We start from the raw sequence: 23,542 nt of genomic DNA on the forward strand, positions 1-23,542 counted from the left end.
ATGTTAAGCCGAGTCGGACTCTCCATCAGGCGCTGGCGCCGCCGTTTCAGCCGCAGCGAGTGGATCGCCAACCTGCTGGGGCTCTCCAGCAGTGGCCGACAACCTCACGCTCCAGGGCTGATCCTGCTTCAGATCGACGGCCTGGCCTACCCGGAATTATTAAAGGCTTTGGCCAACGGCAGGATGCCATTTTTAAAACGCCTGATTCGCAAGGAACACTACCGCCTGGAACATATGTTTTCAGGGGTCCCCTCTACCACCCCCGCCGTACAGGCAGAGCTTTTCTATGGGGTGCGCCAGGCGGTACCGGCCTTTGGCTTCCTGGTGCATGAAACCCAGAAGCTCGGCCGTATGTACGACCCGGAAGTGGCCGCATTGGTGGAAAACCGAGCCATCTTCCACCAGCGCGACCCCCTGCTACGCGGTGGCAGCTGTTACCTGAGCCTGTTTCGCGCCGGTACCAAGACCGGTGAAGCCCACTTTTGCCCCGCCGATCAAGGCTGGGGCCCCGCCCTGCGCAGCGCCGGCCCTTTGACCATCTGCATTCTGCTCCTCACCAATTTATGGAGCCTGATCCGCACAGGCGCACTGATTGTGGTTGAGCTACTGCTGTCACTCGTCGACTGCGTGCGAGGGGTAATGCAAGGGCAAGACTTTCTGAAGGAATTGATGTTCATACCCACGCGGGTCGGCGTCACTATCCTCTCACGGGAGTTTTGTACCATGGGCGCCAAGGTGGATATCAGCCGAGGCCTGCCTATCATCTACGTCAACCTGCTCGGCTATGACGAGCAATCCCACCGCCGAGGTCCGCGCTCCGCGTTCGCCCATTGGGTCTTAAAAGGCATCGACGATGCGGTAGCGCGTATCTGGCGCGCCGCGCACGCTTCAGACCGACGCCACTACGACGTTTGGATTTTTTCCGACCACGGCCAGGAACAAACCAAGCCCTACGAAGAAATCTATGGGCGCAGCCTCGGCGATGCCCTGTCTGAAACGCTTTCCGAACTTCCCCAACCACCGGAGATAGAGCCCGGCCAGAGCCGTCGCGGAGTTCAGCTAGAGCGGGCTCGCCTGTTTGGCAGCGAGTGGATGGATAAAAAAGAAGTAGAGCAACCCACTGAGGGCAACAGCACCAAAACACCACTGGCACTTACCGCCCTCGGCCCCCTCGCCATGCTCTACAACTTGGAGCTGGGCGGTGTCGAGCGCGCGGAAGTCGCGCGCAAAATCGTCGAGCAGGCCCATGTGCCCCTTGTGCTCTATCGGGTAGATCCCACCGCCGCCAGTTCCGCAGTTCACGGCTGGTGGAAACACGGCCCCGTGCGCCTTCCGGAGGACGGCCGCAAGCTGATGGGAGACGAACACCCCTACCCAGAGCAGACCATCGCCGACATGATCAGCTTGTGCAGTCACCCCGATGCCGGTGATTTTATGATGTACGGCTGGTGTGCCACCGAGGAGCAACCGCTGACCTTTGCCATGGAAAATGGCAGTCACGGTGCCGCCGGCCCCAGGGAAACCCACGCTTTTGCACTGATGCCGGAGGATATACAACCGCCGGACCCGCAAATAGGCTACTGGCGTCCGCAGGACCTTCGTAACGCGGCCAGGTCCTACCTGCGCGGTGCGCGCCCCATGAAACTGGATGAGCATCGAGCACCGCAGAAAACACTGCGAGTCATGACCTATAACGTGCACAGCTGTCAGGGTATCGACGGCACGCTATCCCCCCAGCGTATCGCCAGGGTAATCGCCCGTTATCGCCCCGATGTGGTCGCCCTGCAGGAACTGGATGTGAAACGAAAACGCAGCGGGGGGCTCGACCAAGCCGAGCGGCTGGCGCGGCTTCTCTCTATGGATGTGCACTTCCAGCCCGCAATTCACCTGAATGAAGAGCGTTATGGCGACGCCATTCTCACCCACTTACCTGCCAAGTTGATCAAGAAAGGCATTTTACCCGGCCCTCCTAAAGGAAAAGGGCGCCTATTCAACCCGGCTGCCGATGAATCCCGCGGTGCTATCTGGGTGGAAATTGAACACAATGGCTGTAAGATTCAGGTCATCAATACGCACCTGGGACTCTCCCGCGCGGAGCGCCTGCGCCAAGTAGATGCACTGCTCGGACCGGAATGGTTGAGTAACCCGCGTTGCAAAGGTGAGCGAATTTTACTGGGTGACTTTAACGCGCTACCCACCTCGGCCGAATGCAAACGTCTCTGTGGTTACCTGCGCGACGCCCAGGAGCAAGCCCCCAGGCACACTCCCAAAGGCACTTTTCTCAAAGTGCGGATCGATCACATTTTTCTCAGCGCCGGCATCGCGGTAAAAAAAGTGCGGGTACCACGCACTGTACTTACACGCCGAGCCTCGGATCACCTGCCGCTCATTGTCGATATAGAAGTGCCTTTTCGATCGGGATCGTCTCAACCCCCTTGAAAAACCTGGCCTGATCCCTATTAATAGCAGGAGAAGATTCGACTAAAACCCTGTAAAAACTACGGTTTTTCGAATTCCACTCAATTTATAGCCCGCGTATAAAAGGGATTTCCCGACTTGATGGTCCCCACCGCGAGCTATATGATTCCGGTATCGATTAAATAGCAGGAGTCGCTAAATGCAACCGCAAGCTTATACAAATACCCGCGCACTGGACCGCTCGGAATCGGCCAAGGTGTTGCGCAATACCTACGCCCTGTTGGCCATGACGGTCCTCTTCAGTGCCGTCACCGCCGGTATCTCTATGGCCGTCGGCATGGGCCGCGGCATGAGCCTGATCTGCTCCCTTGGAGCCCTGGCCCTGATCTGGTTCGTACTGCCACGTACCGCCAACTCCAGCGCCGGTGTGGGCGTTGTTTTCGCTTTTACCGGCCTACTGGGCGCCTCTATCGGCCCACTGCTTAACCATTATGTAGGCCTCGCTGGCGGCGGTCAGATTGTAATGCAGGCGCTCGGCACTACAGCGGTAATCTTCTTTGCCCTGTCTGCCTACGTGCTGACTACCCGTAAAGACTTCAGCTTTATGGGCGGCTTCCTCGCCGTAGGCCTGATCGCCGTACTGGTCTGTTTCCTGGCAGTGATCATCGCCGGCTTCTTCGGCATTCATATGCCTTTGGTCAGCGTTGCCCTGAGTGGTGTTGTTGCCCTGCTGATGTCTGGCTTCATCCTGTATGACACCAGCCGCATCATCAATGGCGGTGAGACCAACTACCTGATGGCTACCGCCTCCCTGTACCTGAATATCTTTAACCTGTTCACCAGCCTGCTGCACATCTTTGGATTCGCATCCTCTGACGATTAAGCATCAGCTTGCTGAATAAGTTTCAATGCCCCGCCAAGCGGGGCATTTTACTATTTGAAACCCTATGAAGTTTTCCCTGGCTGTTTACGCTGCACCCCATTCCTCCCAATCCGCCGCCAGCGCATTGCGCTTCGCCAGAGCATTACTGGCCGAAGGACACGAGATCTACCGGATTTTTTTCTACTGCGATGGCGTACAAAACGCCAACAGCATCGCCGCGCCTCCCCAGGATGAAACCGATCTAACCGGGCAGTGGCAGGCTTTACAACGCGAGCACAGCCTAGATCTTGTCGTATGTATCGCCGCCGCACAGAGACGCGGGGTATTGAATCAGCGTGAGGCAGAGCGTTTGGAGAAACCCTCCGCCAATCTCGCCGAAGGCTTTGAGCTAGCAGGCCTCGGCCAGCTCACCGATGCCGTCGCCAACTCCGAACGCCTGGTGACCTTTGGAGGTACGCAATGAAGCAGCGAACTCTGGCCCTGTGCCGGGCCGCGCCCTATGGCAGTGCCCTGGCCCGCGAAGGCCTCGAAGCGGTTCTCGCCTCCGCCGCTATGGAGCAAGAAATCGATCTATTGTTTCTCGGCGATGGCGTTTTTCAATTGCTGGATCATCAATCCCCAATGGCAATTGGACAAAAAAGCCTACGCCGCAACCTGATGGCATTACCCATGTTTGGCATCGAACAGCTGTATGTTGCCCGAGGCAGCCTGGCGCAGAGGGGACTCACCCCGGAAGAAATACAAATTCCCGGTGCGGAAATCACCTTGGTCGACCAACCTGGGAACCTGATCGCCGCTTATCAATGTGTGTTGAGCTTTTAATATGACGCTACATATTGTCAGTAAGTCCCCATTCAGTACCCAGGCTCTGAGCGACTGTCTAGAGAGCTTTGCCGATGGCGATGCCCTGCTGCTAATCGAGGACGGTGTGTACGCTCTGCAGCACAAGGCCTTACAAGACCTGCAAAACACAGAGATCTTCTGTCTGGCCGCCGACAGCGAAGCGCGCGGGCTCCTGCCCTCTGCCATATCCTGTTCCGTGGAGGCAATCGACGACGCTCGCTGGGTGCACCTGTGCACCGAACACAACCCCATCGTCAGCTGGTTCCGGTGACCAAAAGAATGAGCAACCTGAAAGTGAACGCCCAGGAAATCCCCCTCGATAAAGAGGGCTACTTGCGTGACCTCAATGACTGGAGCCGGGATGTCGCAGAACAATTGGCAGCAGCTGAGGGCATAGAGCTGACCGATGCCCATTGGGAAATCATCGGACTGCTACAGGACTTTTATCGCCAGTTCGAGCTCTCTCCTGCCATGCGCCCTCTGGTGAAATTTATCGGCCAGAATCTGGGGGCAGACAAAGGCCGCAGTATCTATTTAATGCAACTTTTTCCACCCAGCCCGGCCAAGGTCGCCAGTAAAATCGCCGGCCTGCCAAAACCTACCAATTGCCTGTAAAACGCCACCGAGCGGCTAGATATGCAATATCACACGCCGCTCTCCATGGTGGTGGCGGTGCTCCCACAAAAAGATTCCCTGCCAAGTACCCAGCATCAAGTGACCTTTTTTAAAAGGAATAGAGAGACTGGTGGCTGTTAGGGCGGCCTTGATATGGGCAGGCATATCATCTGGGCCTTCAAGAGTATGGGTATAGAGCCGATCCCCCTCAGGTACTAGACGATTTAACCACTGCTCAAGGTCCTTACGTGCACTGGGGTCCGCATTTTCCTGAATCAACAAGCTCGCGGACGTGTGCTGGATAAATAACGTGCAGAGACCCTCCTCCACATTCTGCCTGGAGACCCAGCCAGCGACCTGGTCAGTAAACTCGTGCAACCCCTGCCCTGCCACTGTTATTGCAATCTCACCTATTGCCATACGGATTCCTATATAATTCGCGCCCGCTCTACCAATGAGACTACCGTATTCTAATATGGCACTGCACCGCGTTAACACAGACGACTATCAAGACCAGCTCCGCAAGAAGGCTGAACGCCTGACTGAAGCATACCGGGAATTCACTAACCTGGAGCCTGAGCTGTTCCCCTCCCCACCGATTCACTATCGACTGCGCGCCGAGTTCAAAGTTTGGCATGAAGACGGCATGGCCCACTATGCCATGTACCGCCAGGGTGAATATAAGAAACCTTTTATCATTGATGCGTTCACGGTGGGCTCTGAGCTGATGAACCAGCTGATGCCTAGAGTCTTACAGGCCGTAAATCACAGCGAGATGCTGCGCAAGCGCCTATTCTCAGCCGAATTCCTCACCACGTTGAGTGGCGATGCACTTATTACTCTGATTTACCACAAAAAGCTGGATGAAAGCTGGGAACAGGAAGCCAGGGCTCTGCAGGAACAACTGGGCTTCCCTATTCTGGGTCGCTCTCGAAAGCAGAAAGTGGTGCTAGAGCGGGATTTCGTTACCGAAAAGCTCGACATTGACGGTAAAACCTATCAATACAAGCAAGTGGAAGGCAGTTTTACCCAACCCAATGGGGAGATCTGCCGCTCCATGATCCATTGGGCAAAGAATGCCTGCGGCAAGAATACAAGCGACCTGCTCGAGCTTTACTGCGGTAATGGCAATCTGACCATCCCCCTGAGTGAGCACTTTGAGAAAGTGCTGGCCACAGAAATCTCCAAAGTCTCAGTAAATTCTGCCCAGGAAAATATCCAGGCCAACGGAGTCACCAACCTCGATATCGTGCGTCTGTCCAGTGAAGAGTTTACCCAAGCCATCGATAAGATCCGACCATTTCGCCGCTTGGCAGAGATAGATCTGGATAGCTACAATTTCGACACGGTTCTGGTAGACCCGCCCCGCGCAGGCCTGGACAGTGAAACCTGTGCAATGGTGGCCCGCTTTCGGCGCATTTTATATATTTCATGCAATCCAGAAACCCAGCTAGAAAATCTCAAGCAACTGAGCCTGACGCACCGCATCGAACGCTTTGCTCTATTCGACCAGTTCCCATACACCGACCACACCGAAACTGGCCTGATGCTGGTTCGCAAGTAATTCCTTAGTATCAAAAGTATCTAACGGCTGGGGTGTGCTACCTGGTAGTAACCCCAGCCTAGCCGGATTAAGCTTCAACGGCTAACTTTAAAGTCTCAGTGACGCCTTTATTGTTCAGAGTTAATCATCAGGCACAACCGTTGCCTGGGAACTGGTTGCGATTGTAGTCCCTACATACAGCAGTGAAATATTTTCACTCCTCAGATCACCATAAAGCCCAAAACCAGCGTTAATCCCTCGAAAAGCCCATAAAACATAAGCTGGCACGGCTCTTGCTTTGTAACAGTTAACCGGCGAACTTTTAGAATACTCTTTCCCCTGGGAATTTTGTAAAGCGCCCACAAATCAAAAATCGACTACAAAGGAAGGTACAATGAAAATGCCAAGCAATAAACTCAGTATGATTTTACTGGCTACCGTGTTTAGTTTTTCTATCACCGCATGTGAAGATAAGCCAGCAGAGACGCTTGGAGAGCGCGTTGACGAAAAAGCAGAACAGCTAGGCAACACAATTGAAGACGCCTGTGAAGAGGTTAAAGAAGGAGTAGATGCAAAGGACTCCGATTGCTAGCCCTTAAGGCAGGGTGCAAAAGCGCCCTGCCCTGCCGATTTTTTCACCAAGGAAAAGTACTTTACTGTAAAACTCACCATCTCCCCGCCCTAAAGCAAAATACCTTTTATTGCCGCCCAACTAGTGGTAAAGGTATTTATATCCACAACAAACGGCCAAAGTAAAAATTAGAATACGCCGCTCAACGACAAAAATATACTCCTGCCGCTGACCTCATCAAAACGACCCAGCCTAAAGACTCCAACGGATTTCTTTGATTGGATTATTTCAATACTTTGTTGACGACCATCTTTATTTTCTAACAACTGACAGATACAACTCGTGGGTTACTAGGGTTTTCTTTTCTATACACTGGTTTTCAACCTACAAAAGGCGCGGACTCGGTGAATAATATTTCCAGACAAGGACTAAATATCGCAAATAACAACATTGGCACGAAAATTGACTATATTGCTTTATCGTAAACAAATGAGAGTCCAATGAGTTATCAGGCCGTAGAATTATCAGCATCCGCAGAAATTTCCCAACACAATATAAAGACGGAGATAAGCACCGTCCGCTATCTGAGTGCCCACGCAGAACTTTTTTATAAAACTGGTACAAAAAATGTTCGCGATCATCAATTGAAGGAAGTTTTTGGGGTTTTGAAAAATTTACACGGCGATGTAAAAAATTTACTCAAGGATTCTCCCTTTAACTCTTCACCAACGGTACCCGATATGGAGATTAAGCATCGTCCAGTCGCACTGATTTCAGAATCGCCCCCCAGCAGTTTGATCAATACTCTTATAGAGTGTGAAAAATCCCAAAAGAACCAGCAGTTACAGATTATTCAGTCCCTATGCGGCTTTCGTCTTGGTCTGGCGCTCTCTGCACAAACAGCAAAGCTGCAAATTGCTATCGATCAACTGAAGAATATCGCCACCACTCAAACCGCGTACATGCGCCAATAAATCACGACACCGAAAACTTGGCATGAAAGCTGCTTAATATATTTTACCACTAGCAAAGAAGGAGTAAGTTATGAATCTTATGAAAAAAACCCTGAGTGCCGCAGTCATTGCAGTTTCCGTATCAGCTGGCGCCATCGCCGGAGAAAAGTCTGAACAGAAGAGCTTCACCATGAGTGATGCCTGGTTGGACGGAAAAGCCGAGACAGTACTTCTCCTTAATGAGAACTTAAATAACTTTGCTATTGATACCGATGTCCATAACGGTGTTGTGATTTTGAGCGGTGAAGTTGAAAGCAACATTGACAAACGCCTTGCGGAAGAGTTAATCATTGGTATTGACGGTGTCAAGAAAGTGAAAAATAAGCTTACCGTTGCCAACAATGAGAGCCTTGGCGAAACCCTTTCAAAAGAATACACAGATACGAAAATAGCGGCGGTTGTAAAAACCCGCCTACTGTTAGACCGAGAAGTCTCCGGCACTAAGATTGATGTTTCAGCTCAGGAGGGCACCATTACCCTTAAGGGTTCGGTGAAATCTGGAGCACAGAAAGACTTGGCTGAAGCCATTGCAGAGAACACGGATGACGTGGAAAAAGTAGTGAACAAGCTCAAGGTAACCGGATGATAAATATCGAGGGGCTGCGCAGCAGCCCCTGCTCTTTTCGATTCCGGTCACTCAGCATTGAATTCCCAAGCCAAACTTCATCATGCTTCTGTATTTTTACATACCAACAAGCGTAAAGAAATTACCAGGCTGTGATTCATGCTGAGCAATAGACTTAAGTTAAACACCACCCTAGAAAACAGCTGTTTTATTTGTTGTCCCCAGTCCCAAACTCACCCACATAGACTTCCATCGGTGAAGTTCCGTTATCCGATCTATCATGAGGATTACATAACTGAGCAATAACCCCCATTAATACTTTATATATTTTCTCCAGCTGTTTCTTCTGAGCATCGGAAATCAACCCATTACAGGTTAACATCGCGCCATCTCTCAACGCCCAGATATAAACATAATGAGCACACCCATTAAGCTGGTATATCACATCCTTATCTATTACCTGATCATTAGCCGTTGACTGATAAATCTCTTCGGCCGCACAAATAATCTGATAAAAATCACTCATGGACACTTCAGAAAAGGGACGAAGCTTATCTAAAAACGTCGACGTATCATCACCACAATCTAAATCAAACCTACCAATGCACTGCTTTCTTAACGTATCAATTGCGGCCAATTTATAAACCTCTTATTACCGGTGTACCAACCCAACATCCGAGCTCTTTCCCTCTCAGTTAGGTTCTCTAACTTGTAGAAAATCAACTCGACTAGGACATTCAACCTCCCTCGCGGGGTCGACAACGCCCTTTGGCTGAGAGTTACGCCTAGAGTGCAAAATTTAGTAAAACAGCCATACTATCCACCTGTCAAACTAAAAAGACGACAAATTAACAATAGTCTTGCCTAGCTTCTATTTCGAATTGTTGAAAGAAGCTACATCACTCACCTCAACATTTTGTTGATCAATTTTTTCTTGCGCAATAGCTTCATCTCCCTCCTCCAATGACACTGTGTTTTGAACCGGCTTAGCTTCAGCTTCAAGCTGTAACTGTGTCAACAGGGCAAAATGATCAGACCCAAAGCCCGGTAAACGTTCTATCTTAAGGAGCCTAAAATGATGACTGTGAAACAAGTGATCCAATGGCCAGCGCATGAACCAATAGCTGGCATGGTAAGTGTTGTACATACCTCGCCCAACCCGTGGATCAAGTAACCCACTTATTTTTCGAAATAGCCTTGTACTGTACGACCAAGCAACATCATTTAAATCTCCTGCGACGATGGTGGGCACATCAGTTTTAGAAACTTTTTTTGCAACCACGAGCAGCTCAGCATCTCGCTCTTCGGAGGTTTCATTTTCAGTCGGGCTTGGTGGGGCGGGATGTAAAAAGTGGGCATTGATCGTATGACCACTCGGGGTGTGAATCAGCGTGTGCATTGAAGGCACATCATCTTCGACTAAGAACTGTATTTGACTCTTCGATAAGGGGAACCTGGCATAAACATGCATTCCGTATAGATTATCGAGTGGACATTTCATGGTATGGGGGTAGTCTAACTCTAAAACATCCAGCTGAGACTGCCACCAATTATCCGACTCTAATGTAACAAATATATCTGGTTGATGCCGTTTTATTAGATCAACAAGCCCTTTAGCATTTTTATTTGGCGTCAATACATTTGCCGTTAGAATACTAACCGTATCATAAGGCTTTGTAAGCCCCCCGGACCGTTTAGCACGCTGAACCTCAACCGGAAAAAGTGGTGTATACGGAGCTATCCACCATAGTTGATAGCCTAAACAACTGAGCGCAACTAAAATCAGCCCCCATGCAATAGGACTGCTCAAGTCCAAAAAGATACATTGAGCAACCAAAAGAAGACTAATGAGCAATGAAAACTGTACCCGCGGAAAATCGAAACCACGTATATACCAAGCCTCAACTTTACAAATTGGAGTCAAGGTAAATATGGCCATTACAGCCGTAAAGATTGAAATCAATATCAATGTCACAAAAAACTCAACTTGTCTTGTAAACGCTAACCTTTATCAGGATTTTGCAGCTGAAAATCTATAAAGCAAACCCTAAACATTCTCTAAGTCGACAGCTTGGGTTTATCACGAATATCTGCCACACGCACTTTATTTTTCCCCTACGTAGCTTGTATCGACTTCAAGGTTCATAGAGTTTTTCCTTACCGGCGACCAATCCACCTAACATATCTATCCGTCGCTCTACAACAGATAATCTCACACTTTGATAACCGACACATGATTATTTTAAAAACTGATAGCGCCCCTATACAGATTGCTTCAAGCTTGACCCGCATTAGCAAGTAACCTATCAAGAACAGCCTCACTTATCACAAAGAAGGTTAACTACGATCATAAAGCACACACAATAGACTGTCCAAAGGAAATACCAGCAACTCAAAACCATGAGTAAAGGCCCAATAAAATTGATACGCTTAATCTTTCCTGAATTTATATTTATTTTATATTGATACTGAAATAACCCATTGCGACTGGAAAATCTATAAATATCTTAATATGAAGGTGGGAGCCGCGAAAGCTGAGAAACACTACCTGAAACACAAAACCTATACCCAGGTGGGCTAGGAGGATATTCCAGTAAACATTAAAAGCCTATTCGAACTCACAATTAAGCTCCATTTGAGAACTTGCCGATTCCCTTAAGGAAGGAATTATAAGGCTTAATTGATGCCTCACGCAGGGAGTCAAAGATCCTTCCAGCAGGAAATTGAACAGCCCGTCGCCGTTAAGCCCTACTGCGTCTTTCTTTACACCAAGAGCAATAGGAAACCGCTGCGAGCCCAAAAAGAAGCATTAAAATATACAACAATGCTGCCCGCTAAGGCGAGGACAAACTGTACAAACCCCCAGATTACCAGGCATTTTGTTTTCCGGATAAATCCCTACAGAACATGTTCCCCCATGAATATCGACCCACACCACGATTAAAATTTCGATATCGTATTTTTATGGAAACCTATCGGGTTAATTACACAGAAGCTTACCCACATCGCCCTACTTGAGATCGTTAGCCACTACCCTATTTAACGTAAGGGATCAAACCACTATTCCCTTCCCCATTGGCAGCTTATCTTTACATGGATACTTAGAGGCGTATTTTGAATGTTGATTTATTTAACACAAAAAATCGCGGGAAAAATACAGCTTTATCCAGACAAATTAGCAAGCCTCACTGAAAAAACCTACGCTATCATTCAAACGGGAAGTTGCTCTTTACCAGCTGGGATAAATGAGACTGAGCAATTCAGTGGCCCGAAAATGAAAAATGGCTCTGCGCGCAAGCTGTAGAAGGGATCGGTTCAAAAATCAGCAGACAAACTGATGATTTCTGAACCATGCACTACGCCCTCAGAACGAACGACCTAGAATGCGTTTGGCCGCATCCATTGCAAAATCTTTATAGTCTACTTCTACTTTCGCCATCTCCAGCTCAAACTGAAATTGCTCTTTGCGCGGTAGTGCTTTCCAGCCCTTCAGGATTGGGATATGGCTGGTTTTTTCTGCGATGGTATAGAAAGCGACAAATTCTTCACGCACACTATCTTCCACTTGAAGTGAATCCAGGAGCACGCGAATACGAATGGAAGCTTCAGTAAGCCCTACCCCATCATCCAGTAGGGAACGCGCAATAATCTGAATGCTATCGTTCACTCTTTGACGCTGTTCTTGTGCGGCCTGCTCCAATTCAGCCAGTTGCTCAGCCTGTTTTTTTTGAGCGACTGCAAGCTTGCGCAAGTAGTAACCGGCAAGAGTGGCGAGGAAGAAAATTATTAATGCTGCAATAACTAACACAAAAACTGGAAAAACAGTCATTCAAATAACACCTTAAAGATCGTCAATACAAAACTAGCAGTAATGATAGAAAGCAATGTACTTAGTCCAATTATATTTGCTGCCATACGGCTGTTTCCACCCATACCTTCTGCTGTCACAAAGCAAACTGAAGAGCTGGGAACTGCTGCCATCAATACCAACACACCCAATTTTTGTTGCTCAAGACGAAACAGCCAACCTAGTATTAGCATCGCCATAGGCACCAGTAATAACTTGATCGCAGTTGCTCCAAATGTTGCTAATGAGCTATCACGAAGCAATTTAAAATCAAAACTAGCGCCAATACACAGCAAAGCCAGTGGTAACGTAATTGATCCCACCTCAGTTCCCGCTTGCAAGAGGCCTTGAGGAAGTTGCACATTTAATTCTCGCAACAAAAGTGCTAACAAAACTGAAAAAATCAGGGGGTTTTTCCCAACCTCTTTGAGTAACACTTTTCAGCTGAAATTTCTATCTTCACTAAAATAAGCAAGTAGAACTACTGCAACTGCATTGTAAACAATACTGACAAAAGCAACTAAGAGTTCTCCTTGCGCTAAGCCACTCAAGCCATAAGCACTTTCCACCCATGCCAATCCAACAATTGCCATATTACCTCGAAAGGCGGTATGAATAAACGTGCTTCGATCATTCTGCCTTACATGAAATGCAAGAAGATAGGCCATTGGGATTGTCATAAAAGTACCGAGAACCCCTGCAGTTAAAAATAAAAACTCTTCCTTCAGGCCAGCATCTGACATGTAAATATTAAAAAATAATAGGGCTGGCAATGTTATGTTAAAGACAAACCTGGATAATTTATCAACAAATTGTTTTTCTAGCGCTCTGAAACGAGCAAAAAATATCCCGCAGCCATGGTAAGGAAAATTGGACTAATTACTGAAAACGAAAATTCCAGCTCCTCCATATTAGTCCTCTCTATTCACAAACCACCCCTCACAACACCCCTTATCTTAAACTTTGATATATTTAGACTGAGTCCTTCGCACTCACAAATATACCTTAAGCAATGCCAGTCCGATGCTGGCAGTAACAACAGAGAGTAATGTGCTGAGCCCAACGATATTCGCAGTAAGCTGGCTGTTTCCACCCATGGCGTGGGCCATAACGAAAGCCGAAATAGCACAGGGGGAACCCGCCATCAGCATCAGGTAACCCAAATATTCGGGACTCATACCCAATACCAAACCAATCAGTAAACAGACCATCGGGGCCACTACCAACTTAAGTAACGAAGCGACCAGCGCTGTTGGGGAGCTGCGCATGAGTGTTCGCATCTTCATGCTGGCACCGACACAGATAAGACCCAAAGGCAGGCTCACGGAGGCCAAATACTGAATTGTATCGTGGAGTACTTCCGGTAGCCTGATCGCCAACATGCGGCACACAATAGCTGCGAATACACCGAGGATAAGAGGATTCTTGACCAGCTCCCAAAACAATATCCGCCAGCCAAATTTCGTCTCTTTATTGTAAAGCACGAAAAGAACGACGGCGATCACGTTGAACTGAATCGTAAGCGCAGCCACTAACGCAGCCGAGTTAGAGACACCGGCATCGCCATAGGCTTTTTGAATCCACGCGAGGCCGACAATAGCCACATTCCCACGAAAAGCGCCCTGTATAAAGGCGCTGCGATCCATAGGCATAATCGGTCGAGCCAACAGCCAGGCAAGCGGGAGCATCAAGAAAGTGCCAAGAACTCCCGCGGTAAGCAGAGGTATCTCTTTAGAGGGGCTGGCATCTGAGGAATAAATATTGATGAAAAGCAGTGCCGGCAAGGTGATATGAAAAACCAACTTGGAGGCATCATCGATAAAGCTGGTTCGCACAATCCCCTTTAGCTTCAGCAGGTACCCACCAATAATCATCAGGAAGATGGGCCCGGTGACCGAGAGTGCAAATGCAAGGTTTTCCATGGGCGATTAATCTTCCGTAGTTGCCACCTCGGTCTGTGGCAAAGTGTTCACTTCCGGGGTGTTGGCCCGCTCCCTAAGATCGGAGGCAATCTGCTTGCGGGTTTTTGCACCAAGCTTCCGCAGGCTGTCAATGCGCTTCACCGCGTTGCCGCGACCAGTGGCCAAACGTTTGTAGGTCTGCTGGTAGGCTTCCTCAGCCTGGCGCAAGCGCCCGCCTAAATCGTCCAGCGACTCCAGCACCATAGCAAACTGGTCGTGCAGCTTACCGGCTTCGTCGGCGATTTTTTCCGCATTCTTGTTCTGCTTCTCATAGCGCCAGATATTCTCGACCGTGCGTAGAGTGGCCATCAGGCTGGTGGGACTTACCAATACGATTTGTTTTTCATAAGCGAAGCGGAACAGATCTGGGTCGGCCTGCATGGCAAGCATATACGCAGCCTCGATCGGCACAAAAATAAAGACAAAGTCGAGAGTACGCACACCCTCAAGCTGCTCGTAGGCCTTTTTATTGAGGCCAGTAATATGAGCACGCAAGGAGTTTACATGTTGTTTCAGGGCCTGGGCACGTGCTTCATCGGTTTCCGCCGAGCTATAGCGCTCGTAATCCACCAGAGAGACCTTGGAGTCGATAATCAGGTCTTTATTTTCCGGCAGGCGCACAATCACATCCGGCTGGCGCCTGCGGCCGTCACTGGTGAGGGTTACCTGGGTTTCGTATTCACGGCCCTTCTGTAAACCGGATTCTTCCAGCAAACGCTCCAGCACCACTTCGCCCCAGTTACCCTGGATCTTGCGGTCTCCCTTCAGGGCCGAAGTCAGGTTTAGGGCCTCATCGCTGATACGTTGGGTCTGCTCGCGCAGGGCCTTAATCTGCCCAAGCAAGCTGTTGCGCTCGGCGTTTTCGCGGTCATAAACATGCTCCACCCGCTTGCGGAAGTCTCCCAGCTGGCGCTCCAGCGGGTCGAGACTCTTGCGTAAACTATCTTCACTGCGGCGCGCGAAGACTTGCTGCTTCTCTTCGAAAATGCGGTTGGCCAGGTTCTCAAACTGCTCGCCCATGGCGGCGCGCATCTGCTCCACTAACTGGCGTTGCTCCGCCAGTGCCTGCTCTCCCTTCTCCACCAGCACCTGGCTGCGGGTGAGCTGTTGCAGCTTGCCGGTCAGCTCGCCGCGCAAAGCTTCGACCTCGCCATTTAGTTGCACTTCCCGTTCACGGCTGTTGTCCAGGCGTGCCTGGGTCACCTGTTGAGCCGCAATCGCATCCTGATGGGCCGCTTGCACTTGAAGTAATGCCCGGCGACCACCGGAACGACCCAGCCAAAAGGCAAAGCCCAGTAAAACGAATAAGGCGATAGCCGCCAACACCGCATGATCGGTATTGAGTTGCAGCGGGAACGCTGGCATAGAAGGTACTCCCAGACCCGGAATAGAGGTATATGAAGCAGGATTTCTCCTGGGAACATGTGTCCGCAATCGACATGCCCGAAGTTCCCCCCAGGCGAGGCGGCCATTCTAACAGCTTGACCGGGGAATGTACTGTCGTCCCCGGCCCACCCAGTCGTAGGACCCGGCGCAAGCGTAACTTATCGCGAAATTTGAGGTATTCTTGCAGAATTACTCTCGATGTTGGTATCTCCGAACTTATGCATGCAGACAGCGCCTCTCCCGATTACACGCCCGCAAGCGCCTTGATCTTTGATTCCGGCGTGGGCGCAATCAGTATTGCGCGGGAAATTCGCCGTATGCTGCCGGGCCTCACTCTGCACTTCGGGGTGGATAATGGCTATTACCCCTACGGCAATAAAACGGAGGCGCAGCTGCGCCCACGGATCGTGGCGCAGGCCCAAAGTATGCTGGCCCAGTGCGGAGCAGATATTCTCGTTGTGGGCTGCAATACCGCCAGCACCCTGGCCCTGCCCCAACTGCGAAAGAATCTGACAAATCCTGTGGTGGGTGTGGTGCCCGCCGTCAAGCCTGCCGCCGCCGCCAGTCGGTCCCGCACTATTGCCTTGATCGCCACCGAGGGCACCGTAAATCGTCGCTATACCCGCGAGTTGATAGAGCAGTTTGCCAATGGTAACCGGGTAATCAATGTACCCGCCCCAGAGCTGGTGCATCTGGCTGAGGCCAAACTGCGCGGCAACCTAATTAACTCCAGCGACCTGGAGCCTGTATTACACCGCATCTTCCACACAGCCGGGGGCGACCAAGTGGATATTGCCGTGCTGGCCTGCACGCATTTTCCTTTACTGCGTGAAGAATTACAGCAATTCTCACCCCGCCCAATACAGTGGCTGGATTCTGGCGAGGCTATCGCCCGCCGTGTAGCTTGGTGGCTCGACGAACTCGGCCTGCCCCTATCCAGCCAGCCGAACTGTAGCCAACTGATAACCAGTGCCAGCGATCATTGTGGCAATATTGCCGCGGCTTTTCGCGAGTTCATCCCCAGAAACGCCTCCGCAAAAATGTCGTCAAGTTGACAGCAGCACGACAAACCGCGACCGTTCCCCGAATATCAAGCCCTAACCGGTACCCGAATTCATGCTGAAGCCGGCATTTCCCGCTCTCGAAATATTTGCACAGCTGCCCCCTGGCGGACTGCTGCTCACCCCCAACAACCGTCTGCGCAACCGCTGCCAACAAGTGTTTGCCGCGCAGCAGTCGCCCGGTGCCTGCTGGATGCCGCCGCCGGTGGAATCCCTGCGCAGCTGGCTGGACAAGCTCTGGTTCCAACTGCAACAGCGCAACTGGCAGCCCGCCTTGCAGCAGGTATTGAATCGCGAGCAACGGCAATTGCTCTGGCAGCGCGCCTTGGATGAATCCCTGGACCGGCAACTGCTCAACAGCCAGCAACTGTGCCGGGATGCCGATAGCGCCCTGGCGCAGCTACTCCAATGGCAGCTGATTTCCGACCTCTCGCAAATAGATGAAGCGCTAACTCCCCTACTGGAACAGTTCGCACTCTCTATGCGCAGCGACGAACTGCCGCTGTGCGTCATGATCAAGGCCTTTGCCTCTGAGCTTCAGGCCCACAGCGCCATCACGCCAGACCAGCGCGATCAATTGATCCTGCGCGCATTCCAGGAAGGCATTCTGAAACCCCTGCCGCAAATTGATACCGCCGGCTTTGCCCAGATTTCGCCCCTCGCCGATGCCCTGATTCACGCAGGTGCAACAGCCGTTAATGAAAGGCCGGGACTTACCCAGCAAAGTGAATTATCCGTAGTCGCCTGCGCCGATTTGGATGAAGAGCTCTACCAGGCAGCCCTTTGGGCCGGGCAAAAGCTCGCCGAAAACCCCGGCCACAGCGTAGGCATAGTGGTAAACAATCTGGGCCAGTGCCGCGCCCAGGTGGAAGCGGTATTTTCCCGTGTGCTCGAACCCCAATATCTAGACCCGCAGCAACTGCGCTATACACTGCCGTTTAACTTCTCTGCCGGTACGCCCCTGGCGCAGACACCGGTCGGCAGCGCCGCCCTGCAATTGCTATCGCTACTGCAAGACGAATGGGATTATCCCCAATTGCAAAATATCCTGTTCAGCCCTTTCTGGGGTGACGACAGTGAAACCTGGCTGCGCAGCGCCTTGTTCCGCCGTTTACAAAAACTGGAACTTCGTCGTATCCACGGCGCAACCCTGCGCTACTGGGCCGAGCGCACCGCAGAAGTGCTCCACCTGGAATCGCCGCAACTGCCCCGCCAGCTGGAACAAATGGCCGAACGCGCCCGGCGCTGGCAGCGAGCCCCCGCAGAAATTTGGGCCGCGCGTTTTTCCGAAACACTTAGCGCATTAAATTGGCCCGGTAGCCGCAATCCGGACAGCCAGGAATACCAGCAGCTGATGCAGTGGGAATCCATCCTGGAAGAGTTCGCCGCACTCAGCGCCTGCGGTGGCAACCTTACTCTCACCCAGGCCCTGCAATTGCTGCGTCAGATTGCCAGCCGCACCCCCTTCCAAGCAGAGACCCGCGATGGCCCCCTGCAAATTCTCGGGGTACTGGAAGCCGGCGGCCTCGCCTTCGATCACCTGCGCCTGGTCGGCTTCGGCCAACAGCAATGGCCGCCGGCACCGGCACCCAATCCGCTGTTGCCGATTCAATGGCAAAAACACTGGAAGATGCCCCGCGCCAGCGCTGAGCGGGAATTGGAACTGGCCCGAGAACTCACCGCCGACCTGCAGAATGCCAGCGGCGATATCGTCGTGAGTTACACCTGCGAAGAAGACGGTGTGCAGCAAGGACTGAGCAGCTTGTTTGAAAGCCCGCAACAAGCCCAGCACTTTGCCGAAGGCGCCCTGCACCATCACTACAGCCAACTGGCACAAGCCTGTCAGCTGGAAAAAACCGAAGACAAAAAGCTACCGCCACTCACCCCCGCCGAATGCGAACGGGTGCGCGGCGGTGCCTCGGTGCTCAAGGCCCAGGCCCTATCCCCGTTAAATGCGCAGTTGCGCTTCCGCCTCGGCGCCAGCAATTTTACCCAACCGGATATCGGCCTCGGCCCCGCCGAGCGCGGCAATGTGGTGCACCAGGTTCTGGCGGAATTCTGGCAACAGTGCGGCACCCTCGCACAACTGCACGCTATGGACGACGAGCAACGCCAAGCGCAAATCGAACGCGCGGTAGAACGCTCCCTCGGCAGTGTGCGCAAAAAATACAATCACCTGCCGATCGGATTTTGGGCCATGGAAAAGCAGCGCCTGGAGCGCCTGCTGCAACAATGGCTGTCCGTCGAACTGGACAGGCCCAATTTCTCCGTAGAGAAAGTCGAATGGGAACAAGCCGTGGAAATCGGCGGGCTGCACTTTAACCTGCGCCTGGACCGGCTGGATCAACTCGCCAGCGGCGAACAACTGGTAATCGATTACAAAACCGGCGTCCCCAGTATTCGCGACTGGCTTACCCAGCGCATCCGCGAACCCCAGCTGCCGCTCTACGCCCTGTTCCAACCGGACGCCCACGCCATCGCCTTCGGCCAGGTGCGCAACGGCGACTGCAAGTGGAATGGCTGCGGAGACCTGGAGCACCCCATCACCGGCATTAAAGCCGTGGGCGATACCGAAAAGGAATCCCCCTATGGCACCTGGAGCAATCTGGTGGAGCACTGGCGCTACAGCCTGGAATCCCTCGCCACCGAATATCGCAGTGGTGTAGCCACCCTCGCCTTTGATCGCCCCACCGATAACAACAGTGAACTCTGGCCCCTAAACCGCTGGCCGGAAAGGGAGCAAATAACCGAATGAACGAAGTCGTGACCACTCCCGCCCTGCGCCGCCCCATCGATGCCGACGCCCGCAGCCAAGCCCTGGATATCAGCCGTAGCTTTGCCGTGTCTGCCCCGGCGGGCTCCGGTAAAACCGGCCTGCTCACCCAGCGCGTATTAAAGTTGCTCGCCGCCTGCCAGCAACCGGAAGAAGTGCTGGCCATTACCTTCACCCGCAAGGCTGCCGGTGAAATGCGCGAGCGCCTGATCGACGCCTTGCACAGCGCCCGCGACCAAGCCAGGCCGGACAACCCCCACGATGCCATCACCTGGGATTTGGCCCGTGCCCTGCTGGAACGGGATCACGAACTGGAATGGGAACTGCTGCAAACACCCCAGCGCCTGCGCATTCAAACCATCGACGGCCTCTGCCGCAGCCTCGCCAGCCAACTGCCGATCGAAAGCGGCCTGGGCGCACCGGGTGAACCCCTGGAGCGCACCCAAATCGCCTTTGAGCTAGCGGTGGTGAACCTGCTCAAGCACCTCGATGGCGAAACCCCAGACGCAGACCTACAACAGCTATTGCTCCACCTGGACAACGACCTGGGCCAGCTCAATAAACTGCTACGAATTTTGTTGGACAAGCGCGAGCAATGGCTCGGCCCGCTTTTGAGTGTCAACTTCGACGGCGCCCAGGACTATTTCCATTTTGTCATCGACGAACTGGTGGCAGAAAAACTGCAAGACCTCACCACAGCCCTCGGCAGTTACGCCGGGGAACTGCTGGAGCTGGCCAGTTATGCCGGCAGCAATCTACAAAAGGAAAACCCCAGCCACGGCCTGTGCCTCTTCGCCGAATTGGACGATTTCCCCAGCACAGACAGCAGCGGCCTGCCCGCCTGGCTCGCCCTCGGCAGCCTACTCCTCACCACTACCGGTGAATTGCGCAAAGGCGGCGGCATCAATAAAAAACTCGGTTTTGGCCTGCCGGATAAAAAAGATCCCGAACGCCCCATCGCCGAAGAATACAAACAGCGCATGAAAGACCTGCTGACAGAACTGGCCGGCAACGAACCGCTACTCTCCGCACTGCGAGAAGTGGGCAAGCTCCCCAGCGGGCTGCAACAGAGCCAGTGGCAACTGCTGCAAGGGCTCGCCCAGGTACTGCCCAAGTTAGTCGCAGAATTAAAGTTGGTCTTCCAGCAGCTGGGCGCCACCGACTATACCGAAGTGGCCCAAGCCGCATTGATCGCCCTGGGCGATAGCGATAACCCCACAGACCTGGCCCTGAAACTGGACTTGCAAACCCAACATATTCTGGTGGACGAGTTCCAGGACACCTCCCACACCCAGCTACAACTGCTGGAAAAACTCACTGCCGGCTGGCAGCAGGGAGACGGCCGCACCCTATTTATTGTCGGCGACGGCATGCAATCCTGTTACGGCTTCCGCAATGCCAACGTGGGTATCTTCCTGGATGCGCGCAAACGCGGTATCGGTGAAGTCCCCCTGGAAGCCCTCGATCTCCAGGTAAATTTCCGCTCCGAAAGCGCAGTGGTGAACTGGGTCAACGAGACTTTCCAAAGGGCCTTTCCGCAAGCGGATAATATCGGGCGCGGTGCCGTGCGCTATCTGCAATCCGAAGCGTTTAAAGGCAGCAAATGGCCCGAGCCCTCGGTCAATTTTTACGGCTGCATTGATGACGAAGACCGCAACCGCGAAGCCACCCAAGCGGTTGAACTGGTGCAGCAATTACAAGCGCAAGATCCAGAAAGCCGCATCGCCATTCTGGTGCGCAAGAAAAAACACCTACAAAAAATTCTGCCGGCCCTAAGTACTGCCAATATCGCCTTCCAGGCCCCAGAGCTGGCGCCACTCGCCAGTAAAATGGTGGTGTTGGATTTACTCAGCCTCACCCGCGCCCTACTCGACCCCAGCGACCGAATCAGCTGGCTGGCCGTACTCCGCGCCCCCTGGTGCGGATTGCAACTGCCAGACCTTTACACCCTGGCCAACTGGGGTAATGGGGATATCACCGTAACCGACACCAGCGCGCGCCCACTATTAATGGCCTTGCAGGAAGTGGACGATATCGCCCTACTCAGCGACGAAGGGCGCACACGCTTGGCCCAAGTGGCCCCCAAACTACTGCACGCCTGGCAACAGCGCGGCCGCAAACCCCTGCGCACCTGGATTGAAGGCCTCTGGCTGGAACTGGGCGGCCCCGCCACCGTAGCGCAAAAATCTGACCTGAATAATGTGCAGGATTTTCTGCAATTATTAGAAGCCTTCGATACCGGCGGAGCCATTACCGACTGGCAACAGTTCACCTTGGCCCTGGAACAGCTCTACGCCCGCCCCGCCCAGGATGCCAAAGTGCAGGTGATGACCATTCACAAATCAAAAGGGCTGGAGTTCGAACACGTACTGATCCCAGGCCTGGACCAAGGCGGAAAACCCGGCAGCGACCAACTGCTGCGCTGGAGCGAATGGCTTAGCCGCGAAGGCGAAAGCCGCTTCCTGCTCGCTCCTAAAAATGCGCGCGGCGGCCGCGACCCGGTTTTTGAATACCTGAAGCACGACAACAGCGAACGCGAGCGCCTGGAAGGCACCCGCCTATTGTATGTAGGCTGCACCCGCGCCATCCGCTCACTGCATCTTTTAGCCTGCAGCAACCGGGATGAAAAAAAGGGCCACCTAAAAGCCCCCGGCAGCGCCGCCCTACTCGCCGGCATCTGGCCCAGTGTTTTGCACCACCAGGAAAGCGACTGGTGCCACTGGCTGGAAGCGGAAGACCCCCTACTCAACCAGGACGAAGCCAGCAGAGATCACGACTACCTCCTGCGCCTGCCCAACCAATGGCAACCCCAGGCCGTGCCCCGGCAGGAATGGCTGGCCCAATACCGCATGCCAGACTACCAACCCAAAACCGAGGAAGAAGACAATATTCCCGAACTGGGCCAGGTAGCCCTGCGCTGGTTAAAACACGCCGGCACCGTAGCACACGAAACCCTCGCCACCATTGCCGAGACCAATATCAACGACTGGACACCCAGCAAACTGGAAGCCCAACGCCCCCTATGGCAACTGCGCCTAAAGCAATTGGGGCTATCCGCCACCAGCCTGGACCGCGCCGCCGAGAAAGTGGAGATCGCCGTACGCAACAGCCTCAACTGCCCCACCGGCCGTTGGCTATTGGATGGCTCACTAAGGGAATCCGCCTGCGAACTGGAACTCCACAGCGGCGGCCGACAGTTGCGGCGCTCCATTGTGGACCGCACCTTTATCGATAACGAAGGCACCCGCTGGATTGTCGATTACAAAACCGCAGAGCCCAGTGGTGAGGAAAGCCAGGAAGAGTTTATTGCAGTTCAGCTGGAGCAGTATCGGAATCAGTTGGAGAATTACCGCAAGCTCTTTTATGCGCGGGGGGAGCGGAATATTCGGTGTGCGCTGTATTTTCCGTTGATGCAGAGGTTGGTGGAGTTGGATTAGAGTACGCCAGGCATGGTGCAGGGCTGGCACCTGCACTTTTTATATAGTGGTAAGAAATAGGCCATCTCCAAAACTACGCTTATTGGTTTTGCGTGAGAGAGACCTAAAGTTCGAGACACACTTAATGCCCGCAGCAGGTGAATCATATTGCATCTGCAAGTTTTATCAATCCTCCTCACTTCTACTAGAGAAATACTGATAAAGCTTTAGAACAAAAAGCAGGGAGTCAAATTGATGACCACAAATTCCCTAAGGATGGAGACTATACTCGAGCCTCCATCCATCTAGTGCCTGATTCTAATCAGGCAAGGTAACATCGATTTTTACGTTAAGACTTTAAACATGGGAAAAACACAGAGAAGCGGCTAATTTTCGACCACACCTCAACTCATTAACTTTTCCCAATTAATTCTATGTAGTCGTCATACTTTGGATAAACAGAATAGTCCGGCTTTTTATCTTCATACATTTCTTTAAGTTTTTTCGCCAAATTTTCAGTCTGAATTACAATTTCACCAGCATTATTTCGTGTTTCTTCGTCTTCAGACTCTAATTCTTTATATATTTTTTGTAACTCGAGCTCGTTCAATCGTACCAAGTTTAAAATATCGGCTATATCAAGCATG

21 protein-coding genes and 1 pseudogene are annotated in these 23,542 nt (G+C 52.2%); 14 read left to right on the forward strand and 8 right to left on the reverse strand.

Annotated features, from left to right (window positions below; translation table 11 throughout):
• The 6 genes from Q1A69_RS15190 to Q1A69_RS15215 all read left to right on the forward strand — a co-directional run bounded on the left by Q1A69_RS15190 (position 1) and on the right by Q1A69_RS15215 (position 4,759).
• Positions 1–2,439, forward strand: coding sequence for an endonuclease/exonuclease/phosphatase family protein (locus Q1A69_RS15190; RefSeq protein WP_299587100.1), 2,439 nt, complete (start codon positions 1–3; stop codon positions 2,437–2,439).
• 178 nt (positions 2,440–2,617) lie between these two features.
• Complete coding sequence (locus tag Q1A69_RS15195; RefSeq protein WP_299587102.1) at positions 2,618–3,301, forward strand: Bax inhibitor-1/YccA family protein; 684 nt, start codon at positions 2,618–2,620, stop codon at positions 3,299–3,301.
• A 64-nt stretch (positions 3,302–3,365) separates the two neighbouring features.
• Positions 3,366–3,764: a sulfurtransferase complex subunit TusD gene (tusD, locus tag Q1A69_RS15200; protein WP_299587105.1), complete on the forward strand. Its 399-nt coding sequence runs from the start codon at positions 3,366–3,368 to the stop codon at positions 3,762–3,764.
• The gene (gene tusC, locus Q1A69_RS15205) at positions 3,761–4,123 is read left to right on the forward strand and encodes a sulfurtransferase complex subunit TusC (protein ID WP_299587107.1); all 363 of its coding nucleotides are present in this window, start codon (positions 3,761–3,763) and stop codon (positions 4,121–4,123) included. Before tusD ends, tusC begins: the two co-directional genes overlap by 4 nt.
• A gap of 1 nt (position 4,124) precedes the next feature.
• Complete coding sequence (gene tusB / locus Q1A69_RS15210; RefSeq protein ID WP_299587109.1) at positions 4,125–4,415, forward strand: sulfurtransferase complex subunit TusB; 291 nt, start codon at positions 4,125–4,127, stop codon at positions 4,413–4,415.
• Between the two features lie 8 nt (positions 4,416–4,423).
• On the forward strand, positions 4,424–4,759 hold the full coding sequence (locus Q1A69_RS15215; protein WP_299587111.1) for a TusE/DsrC/DsvC family sulfur relay protein: 336 nt from the start codon (positions 4,424–4,426) through the stop codon (positions 4,757–4,759).
• Between the two features lie 15 nt (positions 4,760–4,774).
• Here Q1A69_RS15215 and Q1A69_RS15220 read toward each other — a convergent pair whose 3' ends face one another.
• Positions 4,775–5,179, reverse strand: coding sequence for a secondary thiamine-phosphate synthase enzyme YjbQ (locus tag Q1A69_RS15220; RefSeq protein ID WP_299587113.1), 405 nt, complete (start codon positions 5,177–5,179; stop codon positions 4,775–4,777).
• A 55-nt stretch (positions 5,180–5,234) separates the two neighbouring features.
• On the opposite strand from Q1A69_RS15220, the gene trmA reads away from it, so the two are divergent.
• The 4 genes from trmA to Q1A69_RS15240 all read left to right on the forward strand — a co-directional run bounded on the left by trmA (position 5,235) and on the right by Q1A69_RS15240 (position 8,472).
• Positions 5,235–6,323: a tRNA (uridine(54)-C5)-methyltransferase TrmA gene (trmA, locus tag Q1A69_RS15225; RefSeq protein ID WP_299587115.1), complete on the forward strand. Its 1,089-nt coding sequence runs from the start codon at positions 5,235–5,237 to the stop codon at positions 6,321–6,323.
• A 373-nt stretch (positions 6,324–6,696) separates the two neighbouring features.
• Positions 6,697–6,894: a hypothetical protein gene (locus Q1A69_RS15230; protein ID WP_299587117.1), complete on the forward strand. Its 198-nt coding sequence runs from the start codon at positions 6,697–6,699 to the stop codon at positions 6,892–6,894.
• A gap of 479 nt (positions 6,895–7,373) precedes the next feature.
• Complete coding sequence (locus Q1A69_RS15235; protein WP_299587119.1) at positions 7,374–7,847, forward strand: hypothetical protein; 474 nt, start codon at positions 7,374–7,376, stop codon at positions 7,845–7,847.
• 70 nt (positions 7,848–7,917) lie between these two features.
• Entirely contained in the window at positions 7,918–8,472 is a 555-nt protein-coding gene (locus Q1A69_RS15240; protein ID WP_299587121.1) for a BON domain-containing protein, read from the forward strand.
• Between the two features lie 187 nt (positions 8,473–8,659).
• Here Q1A69_RS15240 and Q1A69_RS15245 read toward each other — a convergent pair whose 3' ends face one another.
• Together Q1A69_RS15245 and Q1A69_RS15250 are read right to left on the reverse strand one after the other, a co-directional pair.
• Positions 8,660–9,088, reverse strand: a complete 429-nt coding sequence (locus Q1A69_RS15245) for a hypothetical protein (RefSeq protein WP_299587123.1) — start codon at positions 9,086–9,088, stop codon at positions 8,660–8,662.
• A 234-nt stretch (positions 9,089–9,322) separates the two neighbouring features.
• The gene (locus tag Q1A69_RS15250) at positions 9,323–10,426 is read right to left on the reverse strand and encodes an endonuclease/exonuclease/phosphatase family protein (protein WP_299587125.1); all 1,104 of its coding nucleotides are present in this window, start codon (positions 10,424–10,426) and stop codon (positions 9,323–9,325) included.
• A gap of 1,143 nt (positions 10,427–11,569) precedes the next feature.
• Here Q1A69_RS15250 and Q1A69_RS15255 point away from each other — a divergent pair.
• Positions 11,570–11,755, forward strand: coding sequence for a hypothetical protein (locus Q1A69_RS15255; protein WP_299587127.1), 186 nt, complete (start codon positions 11,570–11,572; stop codon positions 11,753–11,755).
• A gap of 60 nt (positions 11,756–11,815) precedes the next feature.
• Here Q1A69_RS15255 and Q1A69_RS15260 read toward each other — a convergent pair whose 3' ends face one another.
• The 4 genes and pseudogenes from Q1A69_RS15260 to rmuC form a co-directional block, all read right to left on the reverse strand.
• Positions 11,816–12,280, reverse strand: coding sequence for a DUF2489 domain-containing protein (locus tag Q1A69_RS15260; protein WP_299587129.1), 465 nt, complete (start codon positions 12,278–12,280; stop codon positions 11,816–11,818).
• Positions 12,277–13,146: pseudogene (locus Q1A69_RS20425) on the reverse strand (AEC family transporter). The gene Q1A69_RS15260 and the pseudogene Q1A69_RS20425 overlap by 4 nt, the downstream one beginning before the upstream one ends.
• A 144-nt stretch (positions 13,147–13,290) precedes the next feature.
• Complete coding sequence (locus Q1A69_RS15275) at positions 13,291–14,220, reverse strand: AEC family transporter (protein WP_299587136.1); 930 nt, start codon at positions 14,218–14,220, stop codon at positions 13,291–13,293.
• Between the two features lie 6 nt (positions 14,221–14,226).
• Positions 14,227–15,624, reverse strand: coding sequence for a DNA recombination protein RmuC (rmuC, locus tag Q1A69_RS15280; protein WP_299587139.1), 1,398 nt, complete (start codon positions 15,622–15,624; stop codon positions 14,227–14,229).
• A gap of 32 nt (positions 15,625–15,656) precedes the next feature.
• Between rmuC and murI the strand changes: the two genes are divergently transcribed.
• The 3 genes from murI (at position 15,657) to Q1A69_RS15295 (ending at position 22,916) form a co-directional block, all read left to right on the forward strand.
• Positions 15,657–16,700: a glutamate racemase gene (gene murI, locus Q1A69_RS15285; protein WP_299587142.1), complete on the forward strand. Its 1,044-nt coding sequence runs from the start codon at positions 15,657–15,659 to the stop codon at positions 16,698–16,700.
• A gap of 61 nt (positions 16,701–16,761) precedes the next feature.
• A complete protein-coding gene (locus Q1A69_RS15290; protein ID WP_299587144.1) occupies positions 16,762–19,461 on the forward strand; it encodes a PD-(D/E)XK nuclease family protein in 2,700 nt (899 codons plus the stop codon).
• Positions 19,458–22,916 (forward strand): UvrD-helicase domain-containing protein, encoded by a 3,459-nt coding sequence (locus Q1A69_RS15295; protein ID WP_299587146.1) that lies wholly within the window; start codon positions 19,458–19,460, stop codon positions 22,914–22,916. The genes Q1A69_RS15290 and Q1A69_RS15295 overlap by 4 nt, the downstream gene beginning before the upstream one ends.
• 391 nt (positions 22,917–23,307) lie before the next feature.
• Here Q1A69_RS15295 and Q1A69_RS15300 read toward each other — a convergent pair whose 3' ends face one another.
• Positions 23,308–23,541: a hypothetical protein gene (locus tag Q1A69_RS15300; RefSeq protein ID WP_299587148.1), complete on the reverse strand. Its 234-nt coding sequence runs from the start codon at positions 23,539–23,541 to the stop codon at positions 23,308–23,310.
• Between the last annotated feature and the right edge of the window lies 1 nt (position 23,542).

This window comes from uncultured Microbulbifer sp., assembly GCF_947498635.1.
Lineage (GTDB): Bacteria > Pseudomonadota > Gammaproteobacteria > Pseudomonadales > Cellvibrionaceae > Microbulbifer > Microbulbifer echini.

Bases quoted from the DNA above. Each gene is read 5' to 3' on its own strand.
- Q1A69_RS15190 (WP_299587100.1), top strand. From the start codon at position 1: ATGTTAAGCCGAGTCGGACTCTCCATCAGGCGCTGGCGCCGCCGTTTC.
- Q1A69_RS15195 (WP_299587102.1), top strand. From the start codon at position 2,618: ATGCAACCGCAAGCTTATACAAATACCCGCGCACTGGACCGCTCGGAA.
- tusD (WP_299587105.1), top strand. From the start codon at position 3,366: ATGAAGTTTTCCCTGGCTGTTTACGCTGCACCCCATTCCTCCCAATCC.
- tusC (WP_299587107.1), top strand. From the start codon at position 3,761: ATGAAGCAGCGAACTCTGGCCCTGTGCCGGGCCGCGCCCTATGGCAGT.
- tusB (WP_299587109.1), top strand. From the start codon at position 4,125: ATGACGCTACATATTGTCAGTAAGTCCCCATTCAGTACCCAGGCTCTG.
- Q1A69_RS15215 (WP_299587111.1), top strand. From the start codon at position 4,424: ATGAGCAACCTGAAAGTGAACGCCCAGGAAATCCCCCTCGATAAAGAG.
- Q1A69_RS15220 (WP_299587113.1), bottom strand. From the start codon at position 5,179: ATGGCAATAGGTGAGATTGCAATAACAGTGGCAGGGCAGGGGTTGCAC.
- trmA (WP_299587115.1), top strand. From the start codon at position 5,235: ATGGCACTGCACCGCGTTAACACAGACGACTATCAAGACCAGCTCCGC.
- Q1A69_RS15230 (WP_299587117.1), top strand. From the start codon at position 6,697: ATGAAAATGCCAAGCAATAAACTCAGTATGATTTTACTGGCTACCGTG.
- Q1A69_RS15235 (WP_299587119.1), top strand. From the start codon at position 7,374: ATGAGTTATCAGGCCGTAGAATTATCAGCATCCGCAGAAATTTCCCAA.
- Q1A69_RS15240 (WP_299587121.1), top strand. From the start codon at position 7,918: ATGAATCTTATGAAAAAAACCCTGAGTGCCGCAGTCATTGCAGTTTCC.
- Q1A69_RS15255 (WP_299587127.1), top strand. From the start codon at position 11,570: ATGTTGATTTATTTAACACAAAAAATCGCGGGAAAAATACAGCTTTAT.
- Q1A69_RS15260 (WP_299587129.1), bottom strand. From the start codon at position 12,280: ATGACTGTTTTTCCAGTTTTTGTGTTAGTTATTGCAGCATTAATAATT.
- Q1A69_RS15275 (WP_299587136.1), bottom strand. From the start codon at position 14,220: ATGGAAAACCTTGCATTTGCACTCTCGGTCACCGGGCCCATCTTCCTG.
- rmuC (WP_299587139.1), bottom strand. From the start codon at position 15,624: ATGCCAGCGTTCCCGCTGCAACTCAATACCGATCATGCGGTGTTGGCG.
- murI (WP_299587142.1), top strand. From the start codon at position 15,657: ATGAAGCAGGATTTCTCCTGGGAACATGTGTCCGCAATCGACATGCCC.
- Q1A69_RS15290 (WP_299587144.1), top strand. From the start codon at position 16,762: ATGCTGAAGCCGGCATTTCCCGCTCTCGAAATATTTGCACAGCTGCCC.
- Q1A69_RS15295 (WP_299587146.1), top strand. From the start codon at position 19,458: ATGAACGAAGTCGTGACCACTCCCGCCCTGCGCCGCCCCATCGATGCC.
- Q1A69_RS15300 (WP_299587148.1), bottom strand. From the start codon at position 23,541: ATGCTTGATATAGCCGATATTTTAAACTTGGTACGATTGAACGAGCTC.